The following is a 15,555-nucleotide window of genomic DNA, read 5'->3' on the forward strand; positions in this document are numbered from 1 at the left end:
TCCGGTGTGCACCTTCTGCCTTACTGTTCGGAATAATGGCCGGATGTCAGGTTCTGGCGGACCCTGTCAGGCAGTTCGGAGATGAACTTCGGCAGGTCTCCATACAACTGGTCGTAGTAATGCCCGACATTGTCCTTCGTGAGCTCGGGCATCGTGAACAGCGCCATCCTGGGAACCTGCTTGCCCTGCAGATGGTCCACCGCCACCTGAACGGCCATGCCCAGTTCCAGCGGCCCGTTCTGCAGGTTGGTCTCGATCAGCGTACCGTCCCGCACCGCACGCATGCCGTCCTTGATGCCGTCAATGCCGACAACCGGAATTTTGCCTGCCAGTCCCCGCTCGCGCAGTGCCTGGATGGCGCCGACCGCCATGTCGTCGTTCTCGGCGATGATGCCGCCCAGCTCAGAACCATAACGCGACAACCAGTCCTGCGTCAGGGAATATGCCTTGGTGCGCAGCCAGTTGCCCGGCTGGATCGCTGCCAGTTCCACGCCCGGATTTTTCGCCAGCACGTTCTTGATGCCCTGCGTGCGGTCGATTTCCGCCGACTGGCCCAGAGGTCCCTGAATGACGACGACCTTGCCCTTGCCGCCCAGGGCCTTGACCATGTGATCGGCCTCCTGCTCGCCCGCCTTCACGTCATCGGGACCGACATAGGCCACCGCGTTCTTCAAGACGGTCTCCGGCACGCTGATATTGGCAAAGAAGACCGGGATTCCCGCCTTGCGTGCTGCATCGACCTCGGGTGCCAGGGTGGACGAATTCACCGGACAGATGATGATCGCATCGACCTTGCGGTTGATATACTGCTGAATATGCGAAACCTGCGTGTTCACGTCTTCATTCGCGGAGTTCCACAACAGCGTCGCGCCGTTCTTCTCCGCGATCGCCTGGGCACCTTTCTGCCCGAGCGAAATGAAGGAACTCATTTCATACACCGTGAAGCCGATCACGGGGTGCTGTGCGTCAGCATGTGCCTGCGAGACAATCGCCGTGCCAGCAAGCATGAGGGCGGCCGCTCCGGCAAGGCGGCGCAGGGACGTAACAAGAGCCATCGATTTCATCCGATTCTTTTTATCGTTCTTGAGAATGTAAGTTGTCTTAACGTTCTTCACCGGCACGGCTGACACTGTCGGCAAACACGGCACCAATGATGATCAGACCTTTGACGATTTCCTGATAGAAGGGGGATACGTTGATGATGTTCAATCCGTTGTCCAGAACACCGATCATCAGAAAACCCATGACCGTTCCAGCGATCGAGCCACGCCCACCGGCGAGGCTGATGCCGCCGATCACCGCCGCCGCGATCGCGTTCAGCTCATACCCGCTGCCGGTCGTCGCGATGCCCGCCGTCGCCCGGGCCGCCAGAAGCAGGCCCGCCATGCCGGCCAGGCCGCCCGAAATCACATAGACAAGCATCTTGACGCGCGCGGTGTTGATGCCCGCGACGCGGGCCGCGTAGCTGTTGCCGCCGACCGCGTAGACATGCATCCCAAAGCGCGTGCGCCCCAGCACGATCCACGAAACCGCCACAACCACCAGCATCACCAGCACAGGCATCGCCAGAAAACCGACCTGCCCGGACAGCATCATGAATTGGTCCGAAAGGCCCGAAATCGGCTGACCATTGCTCAGGACAAACGCGATGCCGGACGCCACCGTCATGTTCCCGAGCGTCGCGACGAACGCCGGCACCCGTGCATAGGCCGTCAGCGCGCCATTGAACGCCCCCACCGCCAGACCGGCCAGAAGTCCCGCGCCGATCGCCTCGGCGCACGGCCATGCCCCGTCGTTCTGGCCGAACATGGCGCCGGCCACGCCCGCCAGACCCACGATACTGCCGACCGACAGGTCGATGCCGCCGGTCAGAATCACAAAGGTCGCACCCGTCGCCAGAAGCGCATTGGCCGACACCTGGATCAGAATGACGTTAAGATTCGAAACCGTCAGGAAGTTGTGATTCGAGATCGCAAGTCCGATAATGAAAACGGACAATATCAGAACCAGCGAATAACGGATCGCGAAACGCATGATCGTTTGGCGATCCCAGTGTGGCAAGCGCGGCCGGCCCGGGGGCGACGGCTGCTTGGCCGAAGGCAGCGTTTCAGTGAGCAACATTGGACGTCTTCCCCATGGCAAGGCGCAGGATCTTTTCCTGATCCAGTTCTTCTTTTGACAATTCACCCATGATCGCACCGCCGCGCAGCACCAGTACTCGGTGCGAGAGGTTGATCAGCTCCGGCATGTCCGACGACGCGAGCAGGATCGCGACACCTTCGGCGGCAAGCTCATTGAACAGGCGGTAGAGTTCCGACCGCGCGCCCACATCGATCCCGCGCGTCGGTTCGTCCAGGATCAACAGCCGCGGCTTCTTGCCGACCAGCCAGCGCGCGAGTGCCACCTTCTGCTGGTTTCCACCCGACAGATGCGCCACTTTCTGTAACGGGCCGGTGCAGGCCACGCGCGTGGCCAACAGGATCTTTTCCGTCTGTTCGCGTCGGCGCGCCGGACTCAGAAAGCCCGCGCCGACCTCAAACCGATCGAGGTAGGGCAACGTCACGTTGTCCATGATCGACATCGCGGTCAGAACGCCCGCGTGCTTGCGATCTTCCGGCACCATCGCCATACCCGCGCGGATTGCCGCGGACGGCGAGCCACTGCGCACCGGCTGCCCGTCAATCGTCACATGACCCGTGCCCGCGCGCGTGCCAAAGATCGCTTCAAGCAATTCGCTCCGACCCGCGCCGACAAGGCCTCCCAGACCCAGGATCTCGCCCGCCCGGACATCAAGCGACACACAGGCATCGTAGCCGCGCACCGTCATGTCCCGCACGGACAGCACGACGGGCGAACCTGCTGGCGCCATCACGCGGTTCGGGAACAATTCGGTCAGTTCGCGGCCAACCATCGCTGCAATGATCTGGTGCTCCGTCTGGCTTCCCGTCGCTTCGTGACTGACGATGTGGCCATCGCGCATAATTGCGACCGTGTCGGAAATCTGTTCGATCTCCTCCATGCGATGGCTGGTGTAGAGAATGCACGCACCCTTGGCGCGCAACATTGCGATCACCTTGAACAACTGCTCCGTCTCGCGCGAAGACAGCGACGAACTCGGCTCATCCATCAGAACGATGCGGGAATCCCACGATGTCGCCTTTAGAATTTCCACCATCTGTGTCTCGGCGACACCCAGTTCCTTCATCGGCGTTTCGGGATCGAGGGTCATCCCCACACCCCGGAGCATCGCGGCCGCCTGCTCGATCATCGCGCGGCGACGCAGGAACCCGCCAAGGCTGACACTTTCGTGACCGACCAGAAGATTCTGCCACAGCCGCATGTCCGGAATCGGGGCTAGTTCCTGCGGGATGATCGAGACACCCAGCGTCTGGGCGTGACGCGGCGAATAGGTCCGGACCAGGTCGCCATGCAGATACAACGCGCCCGAGTCTGGCGCGTGCTGTCCGGAAATAATCCGAAACAGCGTTGATTTACCGGCCCCGTTCTCGCCCGCCAGCACGTTGACGGTGCCTGGGCGGAACCCCACGGTGATGTTCCGCAGCACCGGAACGCCGTCAAAACCCTTTTCGACATTGTCCAGCCGGATGGCCGTTCCCTGACGCGCCTCGACCTCCGGATCCAGGCAGGCGGACGCCGCCTCCATAACGAAGCCCGGCACAGGGGACGGCGCTGATTCAGGCGGCGCGACACGGTTCACCATCTCGGGAAACCTCCTTGTTATTATTATGGCCTGCCCCATCGCCGGACTCGCGAGGCAGCTCTTGGTCCGGGACGTTATCACCAAAAACGTCCTTGACAAGAGAAATTATAACACAACTATGTGCCCAATATAACGCCGCATAACAACACGGCGCGTTCACGCAACGGGGGCCGCAAGAAGCCTCCTGGCACGGAGGTCCGAATGCCGAATCACTACGTCCTCGGGATCGATTGCGGCTCCACCACCGCCAAGACCGTGGTCTTCGATCCCCATGGCCGGCCCGTCGGCATCGGCAAGACCAGGGTCGGCCAGATCACCGATCGCCCCTATCACGTCGAGCGCGATATGGCGGAGGCATGGCACGCAATTGCGAAAACAGTCCGTCTGGCGCTTGACGATGCGGGAATTGACGGACGTTCCATTGCAGGCGTCGGGATCACTGCCCATGGTGACGGCGTCTTCGTGCTCGACCGGGCGGGGGCTCCTCTGGGGCACGGCATCATGTCCCTCGACAGTCGCGCGCGGCAGGTGCATGCGGATTGGGCGGCCGATGGGACGCTCGAAAAATTGATGCCCCTGTCCGGACAGCGCCCGTATCCATATTCGGCACCGACGCTGCTGGCCTGGATGCGCGATCACGAACCCGAGCGCTATCAGGCGATCGGGACGGTGTTCTTTTGCAAAGACTGGCTGCGTCTGTGCCTGACCGGCACGATCGCAACGGATCTGACCGAGGCCAGCAGCGGTTTTACCGATCTCCACACCCAGGATTACAGCACCGACATCCTCGACGTGACGGGCCTTGCCGAGATCCGGCCCGCGTTGCCGCCAATCCTGATGCCGTGCGATCAGGCCGGCACCATCTCCGCCAGTGCTGCGGCACTGACCGGGCTTCTGGCGGGCACCCCCGTTGCGACCGGGCTGCACGACGTCACCGCCGCCGCCGTTGGCCTTGGCAACATCCACGCCGGGGACATGACGATCACGGCCGGCACGTTTTCAATCAACGAGATCTTCTGCGACACCCCCGTCTGGGGAACGGAATGGGCCTGCCGCGCGGGATACCGGCGCGGGCTCTGGAACAGCATGGCCATTTCGCCGACATCATCGACGAATCTCGAATGGCTCGCCCGTCTGTGCTGGCCGGACAACGATGACGCGGTCAGCGCCATGCTCGCCGAGTTGGCGACCGCGCTCAAGCGATCGGACGCGACACATCGCGTGCCGCTCTATCATCCCTTTCTGTTCGGCGCCCCCGTCGACGGACCGTCCAGCGCGGCGTTCTTCGGAATGCACGGCTGGCACACGCGGGCCGATCTGGCACGCAGCGTTCTCGAAGGCATGATCTGCAACCATCGGCTGCATGTCGATGCACTTGCCGCGAACTGGACGGTCGGGCGACTGGGCATCGCCGGTGGCGGATCGGGAGAACCAGCGGTCGCGCAGCGTTTTGCCGACATTCTCGGACGCTCGGTGCACATCGCGAACCAGCCAGCGGCCGGCGCTCTGGAAACCGGCGCACTTGCTGCCGCGATGACCGGCGCGGTCGCGTGCGGACTTCACCCTGATCTCGAAACTGCTGTTTCTGCCTGCAACCTTACCGCGCGCACCTACGCGCCGGATACGGCGCAATCGGCGCGGGACGAAGCCCTCTATAGCCGCTTCCTGGGACTGATGAAGGCCGTCGAGCCCTTCTGGGCCGACCTGGAGCCGGCTTCCGAGACGCCCCCTGCCAATCTTTCTCTCCCTCTCGCACCGGTCGCAGACGTCAGCCGGATGGACATGGCATCATGATCGACCAGCAGACCCCCTCCTTGCGGGACGCCGCCCTTGCGCGACTCCGCACGCCCGTACGCACGCCCGTTCTGATCGTGGGCGGCGGAATCAACGGCGTGGGCGCCTTTCGTGAATTGGCTCTTCAGGGTGTCCCGGCGATCCTTCTCGACAAGGGCGACATTTGCGCAGGTGCCTCGGCGGCGCCGTCGCGTCTGATTCACGGTGGGATCAAATATCTGGAAACCGGCGAATTCCGGCTGGTGGCGCAGTCGACGCTGGAGCGCAACCTTCTGCTGCGCAACGCCCCGCACTATGTTCGGCCCCTTCCCACATACCTCCCCATCCAGTCGTGGTTCGGTGGTCTGTGGCCGTCATTGAAACGGTTCCTGGGACGTTCGGCAAAGATCCGCGATCGTGGCGTCGTGGTTACGGAAGCCGGTCTGTGTATTTACGATGTCCTCGGGCTCCGCTCCCGCGTGATGCCCCTGCATCGCATGTTTATGGGTAAGCGCGCGCACGCTCGTTTCCCGGACATGACGCCCTCCATCATCGCGCTTGGCCGCTATTACGACGCGGCGATCTCGCAGCCAGAGCGTCTGGGCCTCGAATGCGTCACAGACGCCATCCGCGCCTGCCCGGACGCGATCGCCCTGAACCATGTCGATATTACCGGGGTCATTGACGACACCGTCCACGCGCGCGACCGCGTCACCGGCCAGATGCTCGCGATCAAGGCCGATGTCATCATCAACGCCGGCGGGGCCTGGATCGACACGGTTAACCAGACGCTTGGCCTCGAGACGGCCTATATCGGCGGCACGAAGGGTTCACACCTCGTCCTCGATCATCCCGAACTGCTGCGCGAGCTTGATGGCGCGATGGTCTATTTCGGTGTGCAGGACGGTCGTATCTGCCTGGCTTACCCGTTTTTTGGGCACGTGATGGTCGGATCGACCGACATTCACACGGACGCCCCTGACGATGCGATCTGCACGCAGGACGAACAGGACTACATGCTCCGCGCACTGGGAGAGCTTTTTCCCTCGCTCGGCTTTGACAACGCGCAGGTCGTCTACCGCTATGCCGGCGTACGGCCGCTTCCGCGTTCCCAAACGGACAATCCGGGCGACATCAGCCGCGATCACCTGATCCATACAGACCAGTTGCCCGGGGGCACAGCGGTCCTGTCCCTGGTCGGCGGGAAATGGACAACCTTCCGTGGACTGTCCGAGGAAGTCGGCACTCTGGTCCTGTCCCGTCTGGGGCGGGCCCGCACAGTCGGCAGTCGTGATATCCCGATCGGCGGTGGACGCGACTTTCCACGCTCCCCGGTCGCGCGTGCACGGTTTCTCGACGCGCTGCGCGCGCGTTTTTCCCTTCCAGCCGAGCGGGCGGCCACACTGCTTGAGCGATACGGGAGCCTGGCGATCGACATCGCCACCTTCTGTTCGCTCGCGGGAGATGAGCCCCTGACCACCCTCCCCGATTACACGCGGCGTGAGATCGCCTTCATCGCTCGCCGTGAGTTGGTGGGACATCTCGCCGACGTTCTGTTCCGTCGGACCACGCTGGCTCTCGAAGGCCGTCTCACGCCCGCTGTCATCGCGGACGTCGCGGCCGTGGTGTCAGAGACACTCGGCTGGAGTGCCGAACGCCGCGACGACGAAGCAAACTGGTGCTGGCGCCATGCGACCGAACGCCACGGGGTCCGTAACGCATACCGGACCGGGGGACGGCCGCACTTGTCGATCGCCTCCTGACGCGGCGCGATCCGATCTTATTCCTCCACCCCAAAACAACGGAAATACGCACAATGGCCCGCTTTGAAGACAAGATCGCCGCGATGCTCGCCGGCCGGGACACGCCGACAGATTTCATCATCGCCGATGCAAAGGACGCCGACATGGCGGCAGGGCTGAGTGCGACCGGCCTGACCACCGCCCGTCAGGGACGCCGGTTTCGCACCCGCGCTGAATACATCGCGTCCATTCGGGACATCATCCGCCAGGATATCGTCGATATTATGCTGGTGTCGTGTTCCATACTGGAGACGCTTGTCGAGCAGGCTGCCTTCGCCGGCACCGGCGTCCGGTCGGCCATTCGTGCCAACGACACGTCTGACCTCTGGCGGTGCCGCGGTGCGACCTATACCAAGACACCGTCGATACCGTTCCGTTCCGCGGCACTGGCGGGCGCGCAGACCGACCTTGGCCTGTATTCCATGACATTCGTGAACGATGCCGCGATCGATGCGCGCAGTCTCGAACAGTTCCAGCAGTTTCGCACCGATGCGAGTGCCGTGAATTTTCGCTACTTCATGGAAATCTTCAATCCCAATGTCGAAACGGGCATCGACGCCGAACACGTGCCGTTCTTCATCAATGACATGATCATTCGCGCGCTTGCCGGACTTCGGCGCGCGGAACGCCCGGTATTCCTGAAAGTCGCCTATAACGGCCCGGCGGCGATGGAGGAACTTGCGTCTTTCGACCCGGGCATGATCGTCGGCGTCATGGGTGGCGGCAGCGGAACCACACGCGATTGCCTCGAGCTTTTGCATCAGGCCCAACGCTTTGGCGCGCGCGCGGCACTGTTCGGGCGCAAGATCAACGACGCCGCAAGTCCGACGGCCCTCATCGCCGCCATGCGTCACGTTGTCGACGGCGACATGAAGCCCGAGGAGGCGACGCGCTTTTACCACGATGCGCTGGTCAAGGACGGCATCACGCCCCTGCATGCGCTCGACGACGACCTGTCGCTGACCGAATCGGTGCTGCGCCACGCCGCCTGACGCTGCGAAGGGGGAATCACTGCACGCACGCGAAACGCTTTTTCCCCCGACGCGCGATTTAACGAAACGTCCTAAACAGTCATTAAGAACTGGATGAAACATGACCGACCACCCGCGAGCGACGCGTGTCGCTCTGGACCGAATTTTCAACGATCCTGACGAGATCGTTGAAGACGGCGTCCGTGGCTATCTCCTCGCCCACCCGTCGATCCTCAGCGCCACGCCGAACCCGCGTGTGCTTGCCCGCAGCACACGGACGGGGCGTCGCAAGGTCGGCGTGATCACCGGCGGCGGATCCGGTCACGAACCGGCGTTTCTCGGCTATGTTGGCCGGGGAATGCTCGATGCGGTCGCTATCGGCGAGATCTTTTCCTCGCCCACCGCCGCGAGCTTTCTCGATGCCATGCGTGTCGCGGATTCCGGCGCGGGTGTCGCGTGCCTGTTCGGGAACTATGCCGGCGACACGATGAATGTTCGTCTGGCCATGCAGGATGCCGAGAACGACGGGATCGCGGTGGGCACGGTCGTGGCCAATGATGACGTCGCCTCCGCACCACCCGACGAACGACATCGGCGGCGCGGGGTTGCCGGTGAAATCCTGATGTGGAAAGTCGCTGGCGCGCACGCCGAGGAAGGTGCGTCTCTGCAAGACGTCCTGGCGGTTGCCCAACGCGCGATCGACAATACACGCTCTATCGGCATCGGCCTGTCTCCGTGCACGATCGTCGCCAATGGACACCCGAATTTCAACATCGACGCCGGCACTATGGAAGTCGGCATCGGGCACCATGGCGAACCGGGGGTCGAAGTGCGGCCGCTGGAGAGTGCCCGCGACATGGCCGCGCGCATGTGCGACCTCGTTCTGGCCGATCTTGGGCTTGCAAGGGGTGCTGAGGTGACCGTCCTGCTCTCCGGGCTAGGTGCTACCCCGGTTATCGAACTGCATGTCCTCTACGCGGACATTGCCGATCGTCTGGAAAAGCACGGTGTGGTCGTCAAGCACCGCCTGGTCGGCAACTTCTTCACATCACTGGAGATGAAGGGCGCGACACTCACGATCATGAAACTGGACCCCGAGCTCGACCGCCTCATGGCCGCTCCGGCCACCACGATCGGCCTCGTCCAGACCTCCGACGCCATAGACGCTCCGGCGACGGACGCGCCTGCCGCCACCGCGGCCGAAAAGACGGGCATGACCAACCACGTTGATCAGACCGCCTATCGTCCCGAATCGGGCGTGCCGCTCTCGGAGACGACGCAGATCGTGCCCGGGCTTATCCGCGCCATCGTGGGCGCGCGCGAATGGCTGAGCGATATCGACGGCAAGATCGGCGATGGCGATCACGGCATCAACATGGCCAAGGGCTTCTCACGCTGCGGCGATGCGCTCGCCGCCAACGCGCCGCCGCTGCCCGTCGCGCTGAACGCGCTGTCGGATGCGCTGATGGCGGGGATCGGCGGGTCGATGGGACCGCTGTATGGCCGCTTTTTCTCGGGCATGGCACGTCCTCTCGAGGGTGCCGCATTCATCGACGCACGCATGGTGGGCCTGATGCTCGACGGTGCCGAAGCCGGGATCCGGTCGCTGGGTAACGCCGACGTCGGCGACAAGACGCTTATGGACACGCTTGTGCCAGCGGTGCGCGCATTCCACGCCGCGGAAGATCGGGGGCTGGCCGAAGCATTGCTGGCCATGAGCAGCGCGGCCGAACGCGGACGGGATTCGACGATCGACCTGGTGGCGCGCATCGGCCGCGCAAGCCGACTGGGCGAGCGTTCGCGCGGGGTGCTCGACGCGGGTGCCACGTCGTGCTGCCTGATCCTGCAAACCTTCGCCGACGGCCTTGGTACCCTCGTGCGCTGAGGGTCATTCGTTCAATAACAAGCAAGGATAAAGAACGATGAAAGCTCTTTCCGAACTTCTTTCCCTGTCGGGGCAGGTCGCCGTCGTGACAGGCGGCGCCTCGGGCATAGGACTGGCCATCGCGCGGCGCCTCGCCGAACAGGGCGCCCGTCTGTGCCTGATCGACCGCAGCGACACGGTTGCGGCAACCGCAACGTCGCTGGGCGACGGTCATATCGGCGTTCAGGCCGACGTCACCGACGAGGCTGCCATCGTGTCGGCATGCGAAACCGCACTCTCGACCCTTGGGCGCGTGGACATCCTGATCAACAATGCCGGCATCGCGCTAATTGCGCCCGCGGCCGAAACCACGACCGAGACGTGGGACCTGACATTTGCCATCAACATGCGCGCGCCGTTTCTGTTCGCCCGAACCCTCGGCCCCGCCATGTGCGAGCGCGGGCACGGGCGGATCGTCAACATCGCATCGCAGGCGGCACTCGTCGCGCTCGACAAACATGCCGCCTACAGCGCAAGCAAGGCCGGCATACTGGGCCTGACCAAGGTACTTGCCTTCGAGTGGGGACCACGGGGCGTCACCACCAACGCGATCTCGCCCACCGTGGTCGAAACCGAACTCGGCAAGAAGGTCTGGGCGGGCCCTGTGGGCGACGCCTTCCGTGCGGAGGTCCCGACACGGCGCTTCGCGCAGCCTGATGAAATCGCGTGCGCGGTTCTGTATCTCGTCAGCGATGCGGCGGCGATGGTCAACGGCGAGAACTTCGTCATCGACGGCGGCTACACCATTCGCTGATACACTCAAACCGTCCGGGGCACTTTGGATCGCGCCCCGGACTGGTTCTTTTAGTCCTCGCCCTTTATACGATGCCGCAGCATCGGATCGATGTCGGGATCCTTGCCGTAGAATCCATGGAACATCGGCGCATAGTCTTGCGTATGACCGCGCGAGAGCACAAGCTCGCGGAAGCGGTCGCCATTCTCGCGCGTCAGGCCGCCATGCGCCTGGAACCACGCGAACGCATCGTCGGCCAGCATCTGCGTCCACAGATACGCGTAATAGCCGGCCGCATAGCCGTTCGACCAGATATGCAGGAAATAGCTCGATCGATACCGGGGCGGCACCAGAGCCGTATCCAGATCCATGCGGCCCAGCGCCGCCGTCTCGAAGGCATCGACATTCTGCCGTGGCGCCGACGCCGGAAGGCTGTGCCATTCCATATCGAGCTCGGCCGCGGCTATCAGCTCACCCATCGCATAACCCCGATCGAAGCGGGCGGATGACTTGATTTTCTCGACCAGCGCCGCGGGCATCGGCGCGCCCGTCTTGTAGTGACGGGCGTAGTGCGCGAAGACCGCCGGGTCCAGCGCCCAGTGCTCGTTGAACTGGGATGGAAATTCAACGAAGTCACGCGCAACGGCCGTACCGGACAGAGTGGGATAGGTCTGGGCTGCGAAAAGACCATGCAGAGCATGACCGAATTCATGAAACATCGTGATCACGTCTTCGTACGTGATCAGCTGCGGCTGCCCGTCGGGCGCTTTGGGGAAATTGGCGACGTTATAGATCACCGGCTTCGTGCCCAGCAGTGCGGACTGGGTAACGAAGTTCGACATCCACGCGCCGCCGTTCTTGTTGTCGCGCTTGAAATAGTCGAAATACATCAGGCCCAGCGGCGCACCGTCGCGGTCACGCACGTCGAACACCATGACGTCCGGATTATAGACCGGCAGGTCGGTCCGCTGCTGGAACGTGATGCCGTAGAGCTTATTGGCGGCGAAGAACACGCCGTCGCGCAGCACGGTATTCAACTCGAAATACGGTCGCGCCTCGGCGGCATCGAACGAGAACGTCTTCTGGCGAAGACGGTCCGCATAAAAGGACCAGTCCCAAGGACGAAGGTCGGACGGCCCCTTGTCTTCCGCCATCTCCTTGCGCACCGCCGCGGCCTCGCGCTCCTCCTCCTGATGGACGGCAGGCGCGAGCTTGGCGATGAAGTCGCGAACGGTCTGCGGGGATTTCGCCATCTGGTCGAAAAGTTCATACGATGCGAAGTCCGGATACCCGAACAAGGCTGCCTTCTGCGCGCGCAACTGCGCGATCTGGGCGATCGTCGCGCGCGTGTCATTGGCACTGCCGGTTTCCGCGCGCGTCCAGCTTTTGTCGAACAGCGCCTGACGCGTGCCGCGATCGGTCAACTGCGTCAGGGCCGGCTGCTGCGTGGTGTTTTGCAACGACAGCAGCCATTTGCCGTCCTGCTTGCGCTCGCGCGCCGCTTTCGCCGCGCCGTCCACGGTCGCCGCGTCCAGACCGTCCAGCGCCTGCGCGGTGTCCGTCACCAGCGCCGCGTCGCGTGTGGCGGCCAGAAGCTTCTGCTGGAACTGCGTCTGGAGTTGCGACACCTGTGTGTTCAGGGTTCGCAGCGTCGCCTTGTCGTGTTCGGACAACTGCGCGCCCGCGTGCACGAACTGCTGATACCAGACGTCGAGCAGTTGCGCCTGCTCCGCCGTCAGGCCGAGCGCAGCACGACGGGCATACAGCGTCGCCACACGGCGAAACAGCGCCGGATCCAGATAGATCGAGTCCTGGTGCTGCGACAGCTTCGGCGCGATGGCCGTCTCGGTGCGATCCAGCACAGGGTTGGTATTTGCCTGATACACGCCGTAGAAAATCTGCGTGACACGGTCGAGCATCCGGCCCGATCGCTCCATCGCGACAATGGTGTTGTCGAAGGTCGGCGCGGCCTTCTGATGCGCGATGGCCTTCATCTCCGCAGCCTGAATGGCCATGGCCTGCACGAAGGCGGGTTCGTAATCCGTATCGCGGATCAGGTCGAAGCGGGGCGCCTGCATCGGCAGCGTGCTCGGGACCGCCAGCGGATTACCGGTCGCGGCAAGCGCCCGCGGTGCGAGCGGCCCCTGCACGACGAGGGCGGGGGCTACGAAGGTGGACGCGGCACAGAGCGCGCCCAGAAACCAGGCGGTTTTCATCAGGGTATCAGATCCTTGTGTGCGCGGGCGGGGCAAGGGCCGGCCGGCTCGATGGCCGCCGTTATAGGCACCCCGCGCCGGCGCGCAAACACACGGGCGCGCGAAGCCTCTCTACATCGGGGCGAACGCGGGATAGATTGCGCCATCGCCCCCTGACACGGACCTTCCATGCGCCCGCTGCGTCTTGCCTCCCTCGCCCTCTCGGCCCTCCTGACATCGGTGATGACGCCGTACGCGGCGCGTGCGGACGAGCCATCCTATATCATTGAGGATAATGATTTTCTCGGGCCGGGCGGCTCCGACATCCAGTCCACCATTCCCCTGCTGGCCGATCCGCACGTCAGGGTGCTCGGCTTTACGGTGGCGGCGGGCGACGCGTGGGAGAACGAAGAGTCCGCCCATCTACGCCGTTTTCTGGAAATCGCGCACCGGGAGGACGTTCCCGTCGCCGACGGGGCGACGCTGCCGTTGATCAACAGCGTGGCCCTGATGCGCCTGCGCGAACAGCAGTTCGGCACGATCCCGTGGAAAGGGGCCTGGGGCGGCCTCGGGTCGATTGACAAGACACCCGCCACGCAGCCCGCCGTGACCTCGGTTCCCGAAGGCATGCCGACGCTCAGACCCGCGAACGAACCGGCCGCGCTGTTCCTGATCCATCAGGTCCACGCACATCCACATCAGGTGACGATCCTCTGCACCGGACCGATGACCAATCTGGCGCTTGCGATCCGGCTCGACCCCACCTTCGCCTCCACCGCGAAACAGCTGGTGTTCATGGGCGGCCTGATCGATACCGACATGATGACCGTCACCGGCAATGCCGACTTCGCCTCGGACTTCAACCTGATTTTCGATCCCGAGGCCGCCCATATCACGGTCACCGCCGACTGGCCGAAGATCGTCGTGGTTGGCAACGTGTCCAACGACCTGATGATGACGAAAGCCTACATGGCCCAGATCAACGTGAAACCGACGCCCGTCACGCGGTATCTGTCGCAATACTACGCACCCCTGCCGATGTGGGACGAGATGGCCGCCGCCATCGCCGCCGACCCGACACTCGTGACGCATTCGGTCGAGGCCTATATGGACGTCGAGACCACGCGCGGTATCTCCTACGGACATGCCTATGTGTGGCCGAAGGAGACTGCGCCGCTGGCGATGGGTGTGCGGAAGGTGACGCTGGTGCAGACCGTCGACGCCGCGCGTTTTCTGGGCAGCTTCGTCCGGCAGGCCCAGTCGATCGGCGCTTCGGCCACGGCACCCCACACGCCGTGACACTGCACATGGTCAAACTCGCCGTCGGCGTCAGTTCGATCGCCGACATGGCCGAACTGCACGCCCGACAGCCCGGCGACGCGATCATCGTGCGCACCCGCATGTTCCCCAAACAGGCCGAGGCGCTGCTGGCGGGCGGGTCGCTGTTCCGGGTCATCGCCGGCTCGATCCAGTGCCGGCAGCGGATCCTGCGCATCGACACCGGCGAACGCGACGACGGGGTGGCCTGCGCGATCATCGCGCTGGACCGCGCCATCGTGCCCGTCCTGCCGCGCGCGATGCGTCCATTTCAGGGCTGGCGTTATCTCAAGGCCGCCGACGCACCGCCCGATCTGTCGGCCATGGCCAGCAGCACCGGCGACCTGCCGCCCGACCTGCGCCGCGCCCTCGGCGCCCTGTGTCTGCTGTGAAAACCGCCCTTCGTCTGTGCGTGCTCGGCGGTCTTGCCAGTCTGGGCGCGTGTTCCGGCACGCCGGGCAGTGGCGGCAGCGCGTCCTACGGACGTTACTACGAAGCCAACCGCGCCTATCCCGCGCCCGGCCCCGCCAACGATCCGTGGGGCCCATATATCCGCCAGGCCGCACGGCGCTTTTCGTTCCCCGACCAGTGGATTCGCGCCGTGATCCAGCAGGAATCGGGCGGCCACGAATATCTCAACGGTCATCTGACCACCTCGGGCGCGGGCGCGATGGGGCTGATGCAACTCATGCCCGCGACATACGCCGAAATGCAGCAGCGCTTCTCCCTCGGCCCCGATCCGTATGACCCCCGGGACAACATCCTGGCGGGCACGGGATATCTCAATCTTCTGTATGCCAAATACGGTGCGCCGGGCTTTCTCGCCGCCTATAACGCCGGACCGGCCCGACTGGACGACTATCTCGCCACCGGGCGTGACCTGCCCAACGAGACGGTCAACTACGTCGCGTCCATCACGCCCAATCTCGGCACGCAGGCCCCACTGAGCGGCCCTCTGGCCGCGTATGCGAGCAACGAGCCGTCGTCGACGCCGAGCGTTGCCTCCGCGCCGTCCTACGCGCCGCCCCCGTCCGATCAGAACGCGCCGCAATACGCGCAGGCGACCTCCACGGACCAGCTCAACGCCGCCTCGGCCGAGGGCGATCTACCGTCGGACGG

Annotated in this window: 12 protein-coding genes; 8 read left to right on the forward strand and 4 right to left on the reverse strand. The window is 63.9% G+C overall.

Going from position 1 to position 15,555, the window contains the following annotated elements:
- Positions 1–20 precede the first annotated feature (20 nt).
- The 3 genes from HUK82_RS06320 to HUK82_RS06330 form a co-directional block, all read right to left on the reverse strand.
- Positions 21–1,055, reverse strand: coding sequence for a substrate-binding domain-containing protein (locus tag HUK82_RS06320; RefSeq protein ID WP_176613152.1), 1,035 nt, complete (start codon positions 1,053–1,055; stop codon positions 21–23).
- A gap of 46 nt (positions 1,056–1,101) precedes the next feature.
- Positions 1,102–2,034, reverse strand: a complete 933-nt coding sequence (locus HUK82_RS06325; RefSeq protein ID WP_176613153.1) for an ABC transporter permease — start codon at positions 2,032–2,034, stop codon at positions 1,102–1,104.
- A gap of 73 nt (positions 2,035–2,107) precedes the next feature.
- Complete coding sequence (locus HUK82_RS06330) at positions 2,108–3,721, reverse strand: sugar ABC transporter ATP-binding protein (RefSeq protein WP_212648107.1); 1,614 nt, start codon at positions 3,719–3,721, stop codon at positions 2,108–2,110.
- Between the two features lie 201 nt (positions 3,722–3,922).
- Here HUK82_RS06330 and HUK82_RS06335 point away from each other — a divergent pair, with 201 nt between their 5' ends.
- From HUK82_RS06335 to HUK82_RS06355, 5 genes are all read left to right on the forward strand, one after another.
- Positions 3,923–5,515 carry an FGGY-family carbohydrate kinase gene (locus tag HUK82_RS06335; RefSeq protein WP_176613154.1) on the forward strand — a complete coding sequence of 531 codons (1,593 nt, stop codon included), beginning with the start codon at positions 3,923–3,925 and terminating at the stop codon, positions 5,513–5,515.
- On the forward strand, positions 5,512–7,257 hold the full coding sequence (locus HUK82_RS06340) for a glycerol-3-phosphate dehydrogenase/oxidase (RefSeq protein ID WP_176613155.1): 1,746 nt from the start codon (positions 5,512–5,514) through the stop codon (positions 7,255–7,257). The genes HUK82_RS06335 and HUK82_RS06340 overlap by 4 nt, the downstream gene beginning before the upstream one ends.
- Before the next feature lie 53 nt (positions 7,258–7,310).
- A complete protein-coding gene (locus HUK82_RS06345; RefSeq protein WP_176613156.1) occupies positions 7,311–8,288 on the forward strand; it encodes a hypothetical protein in 978 nt (325 codons plus the stop codon).
- A gap of 100 nt (positions 8,289–8,388) precedes the next feature.
- Positions 8,389–10,152 (forward strand): dihydroxyacetone kinase subunit DhaL, encoded by a 1,764-nt coding sequence (gene dhaL / locus HUK82_RS06350; RefSeq protein ID WP_176613157.1) that lies wholly within the window; start codon positions 8,389–8,391, stop codon positions 10,150–10,152.
- Between the two features lie 37 nt (positions 10,153–10,189).
- On the forward strand, positions 10,190–10,945 hold the full coding sequence (locus HUK82_RS06355) for a GolD/DthD family dehydrogenase (protein WP_176613158.1): 756 nt from the start codon (positions 10,190–10,192) through the stop codon (positions 10,943–10,945).
- 50 nt (positions 10,946–10,995) lie between these two features.
- On the opposite strand, the gene HUK82_RS06360 is transcribed toward HUK82_RS06355, so the two are convergent.
- Positions 10,996–13,140, reverse strand: a complete 2,145-nt coding sequence (locus HUK82_RS06360; protein ID WP_176613159.1) for a M3 family metallopeptidase — start codon at positions 13,138–13,140, stop codon at positions 10,996–10,998.
- A 168-nt stretch (positions 13,141–13,308) separates the two neighbouring features.
- Here HUK82_RS06360 and HUK82_RS06365 point away from each other — a divergent pair, with 168 nt between their 5' ends.
- The 3 genes from HUK82_RS06365 to HUK82_RS06375 all read left to right on the forward strand — a co-directional run.
- Positions 13,309–14,418 carry a nucleoside hydrolase gene (locus tag HUK82_RS06365; protein ID WP_176613160.1) on the forward strand — a complete coding sequence of 370 codons (1,110 nt, stop codon included), beginning with the start codon at positions 13,309–13,311 and terminating at the stop codon, positions 14,416–14,418.
- An 8-nt stretch (positions 14,419–14,426) separates the two neighbouring features.
- Positions 14,427–14,828: a DUF1489 family protein gene (locus HUK82_RS06370; protein WP_176613161.1), complete on the forward strand. Its 402-nt coding sequence runs from the start codon at positions 14,427–14,429 to the stop codon at positions 14,826–14,828.
- The coding region (locus HUK82_RS06375) for a lytic transglycosylase domain-containing protein (RefSeq protein WP_394367484.1) at positions 14,816–15,555 on the forward strand (740 nt) is incomplete at its 3' end. The genes HUK82_RS06370 and HUK82_RS06375, both read left to right, overlap by 13 nt.

This window comes from Ameyamaea chiangmaiensis (genome assembly GCF_013376175.1).
Taxonomy (GTDB): Bacteria; Pseudomonadota; Alphaproteobacteria; order Acetobacterales; family Acetobacteraceae; genus Ameyamaea; species Ameyamaea chiangmaiensis.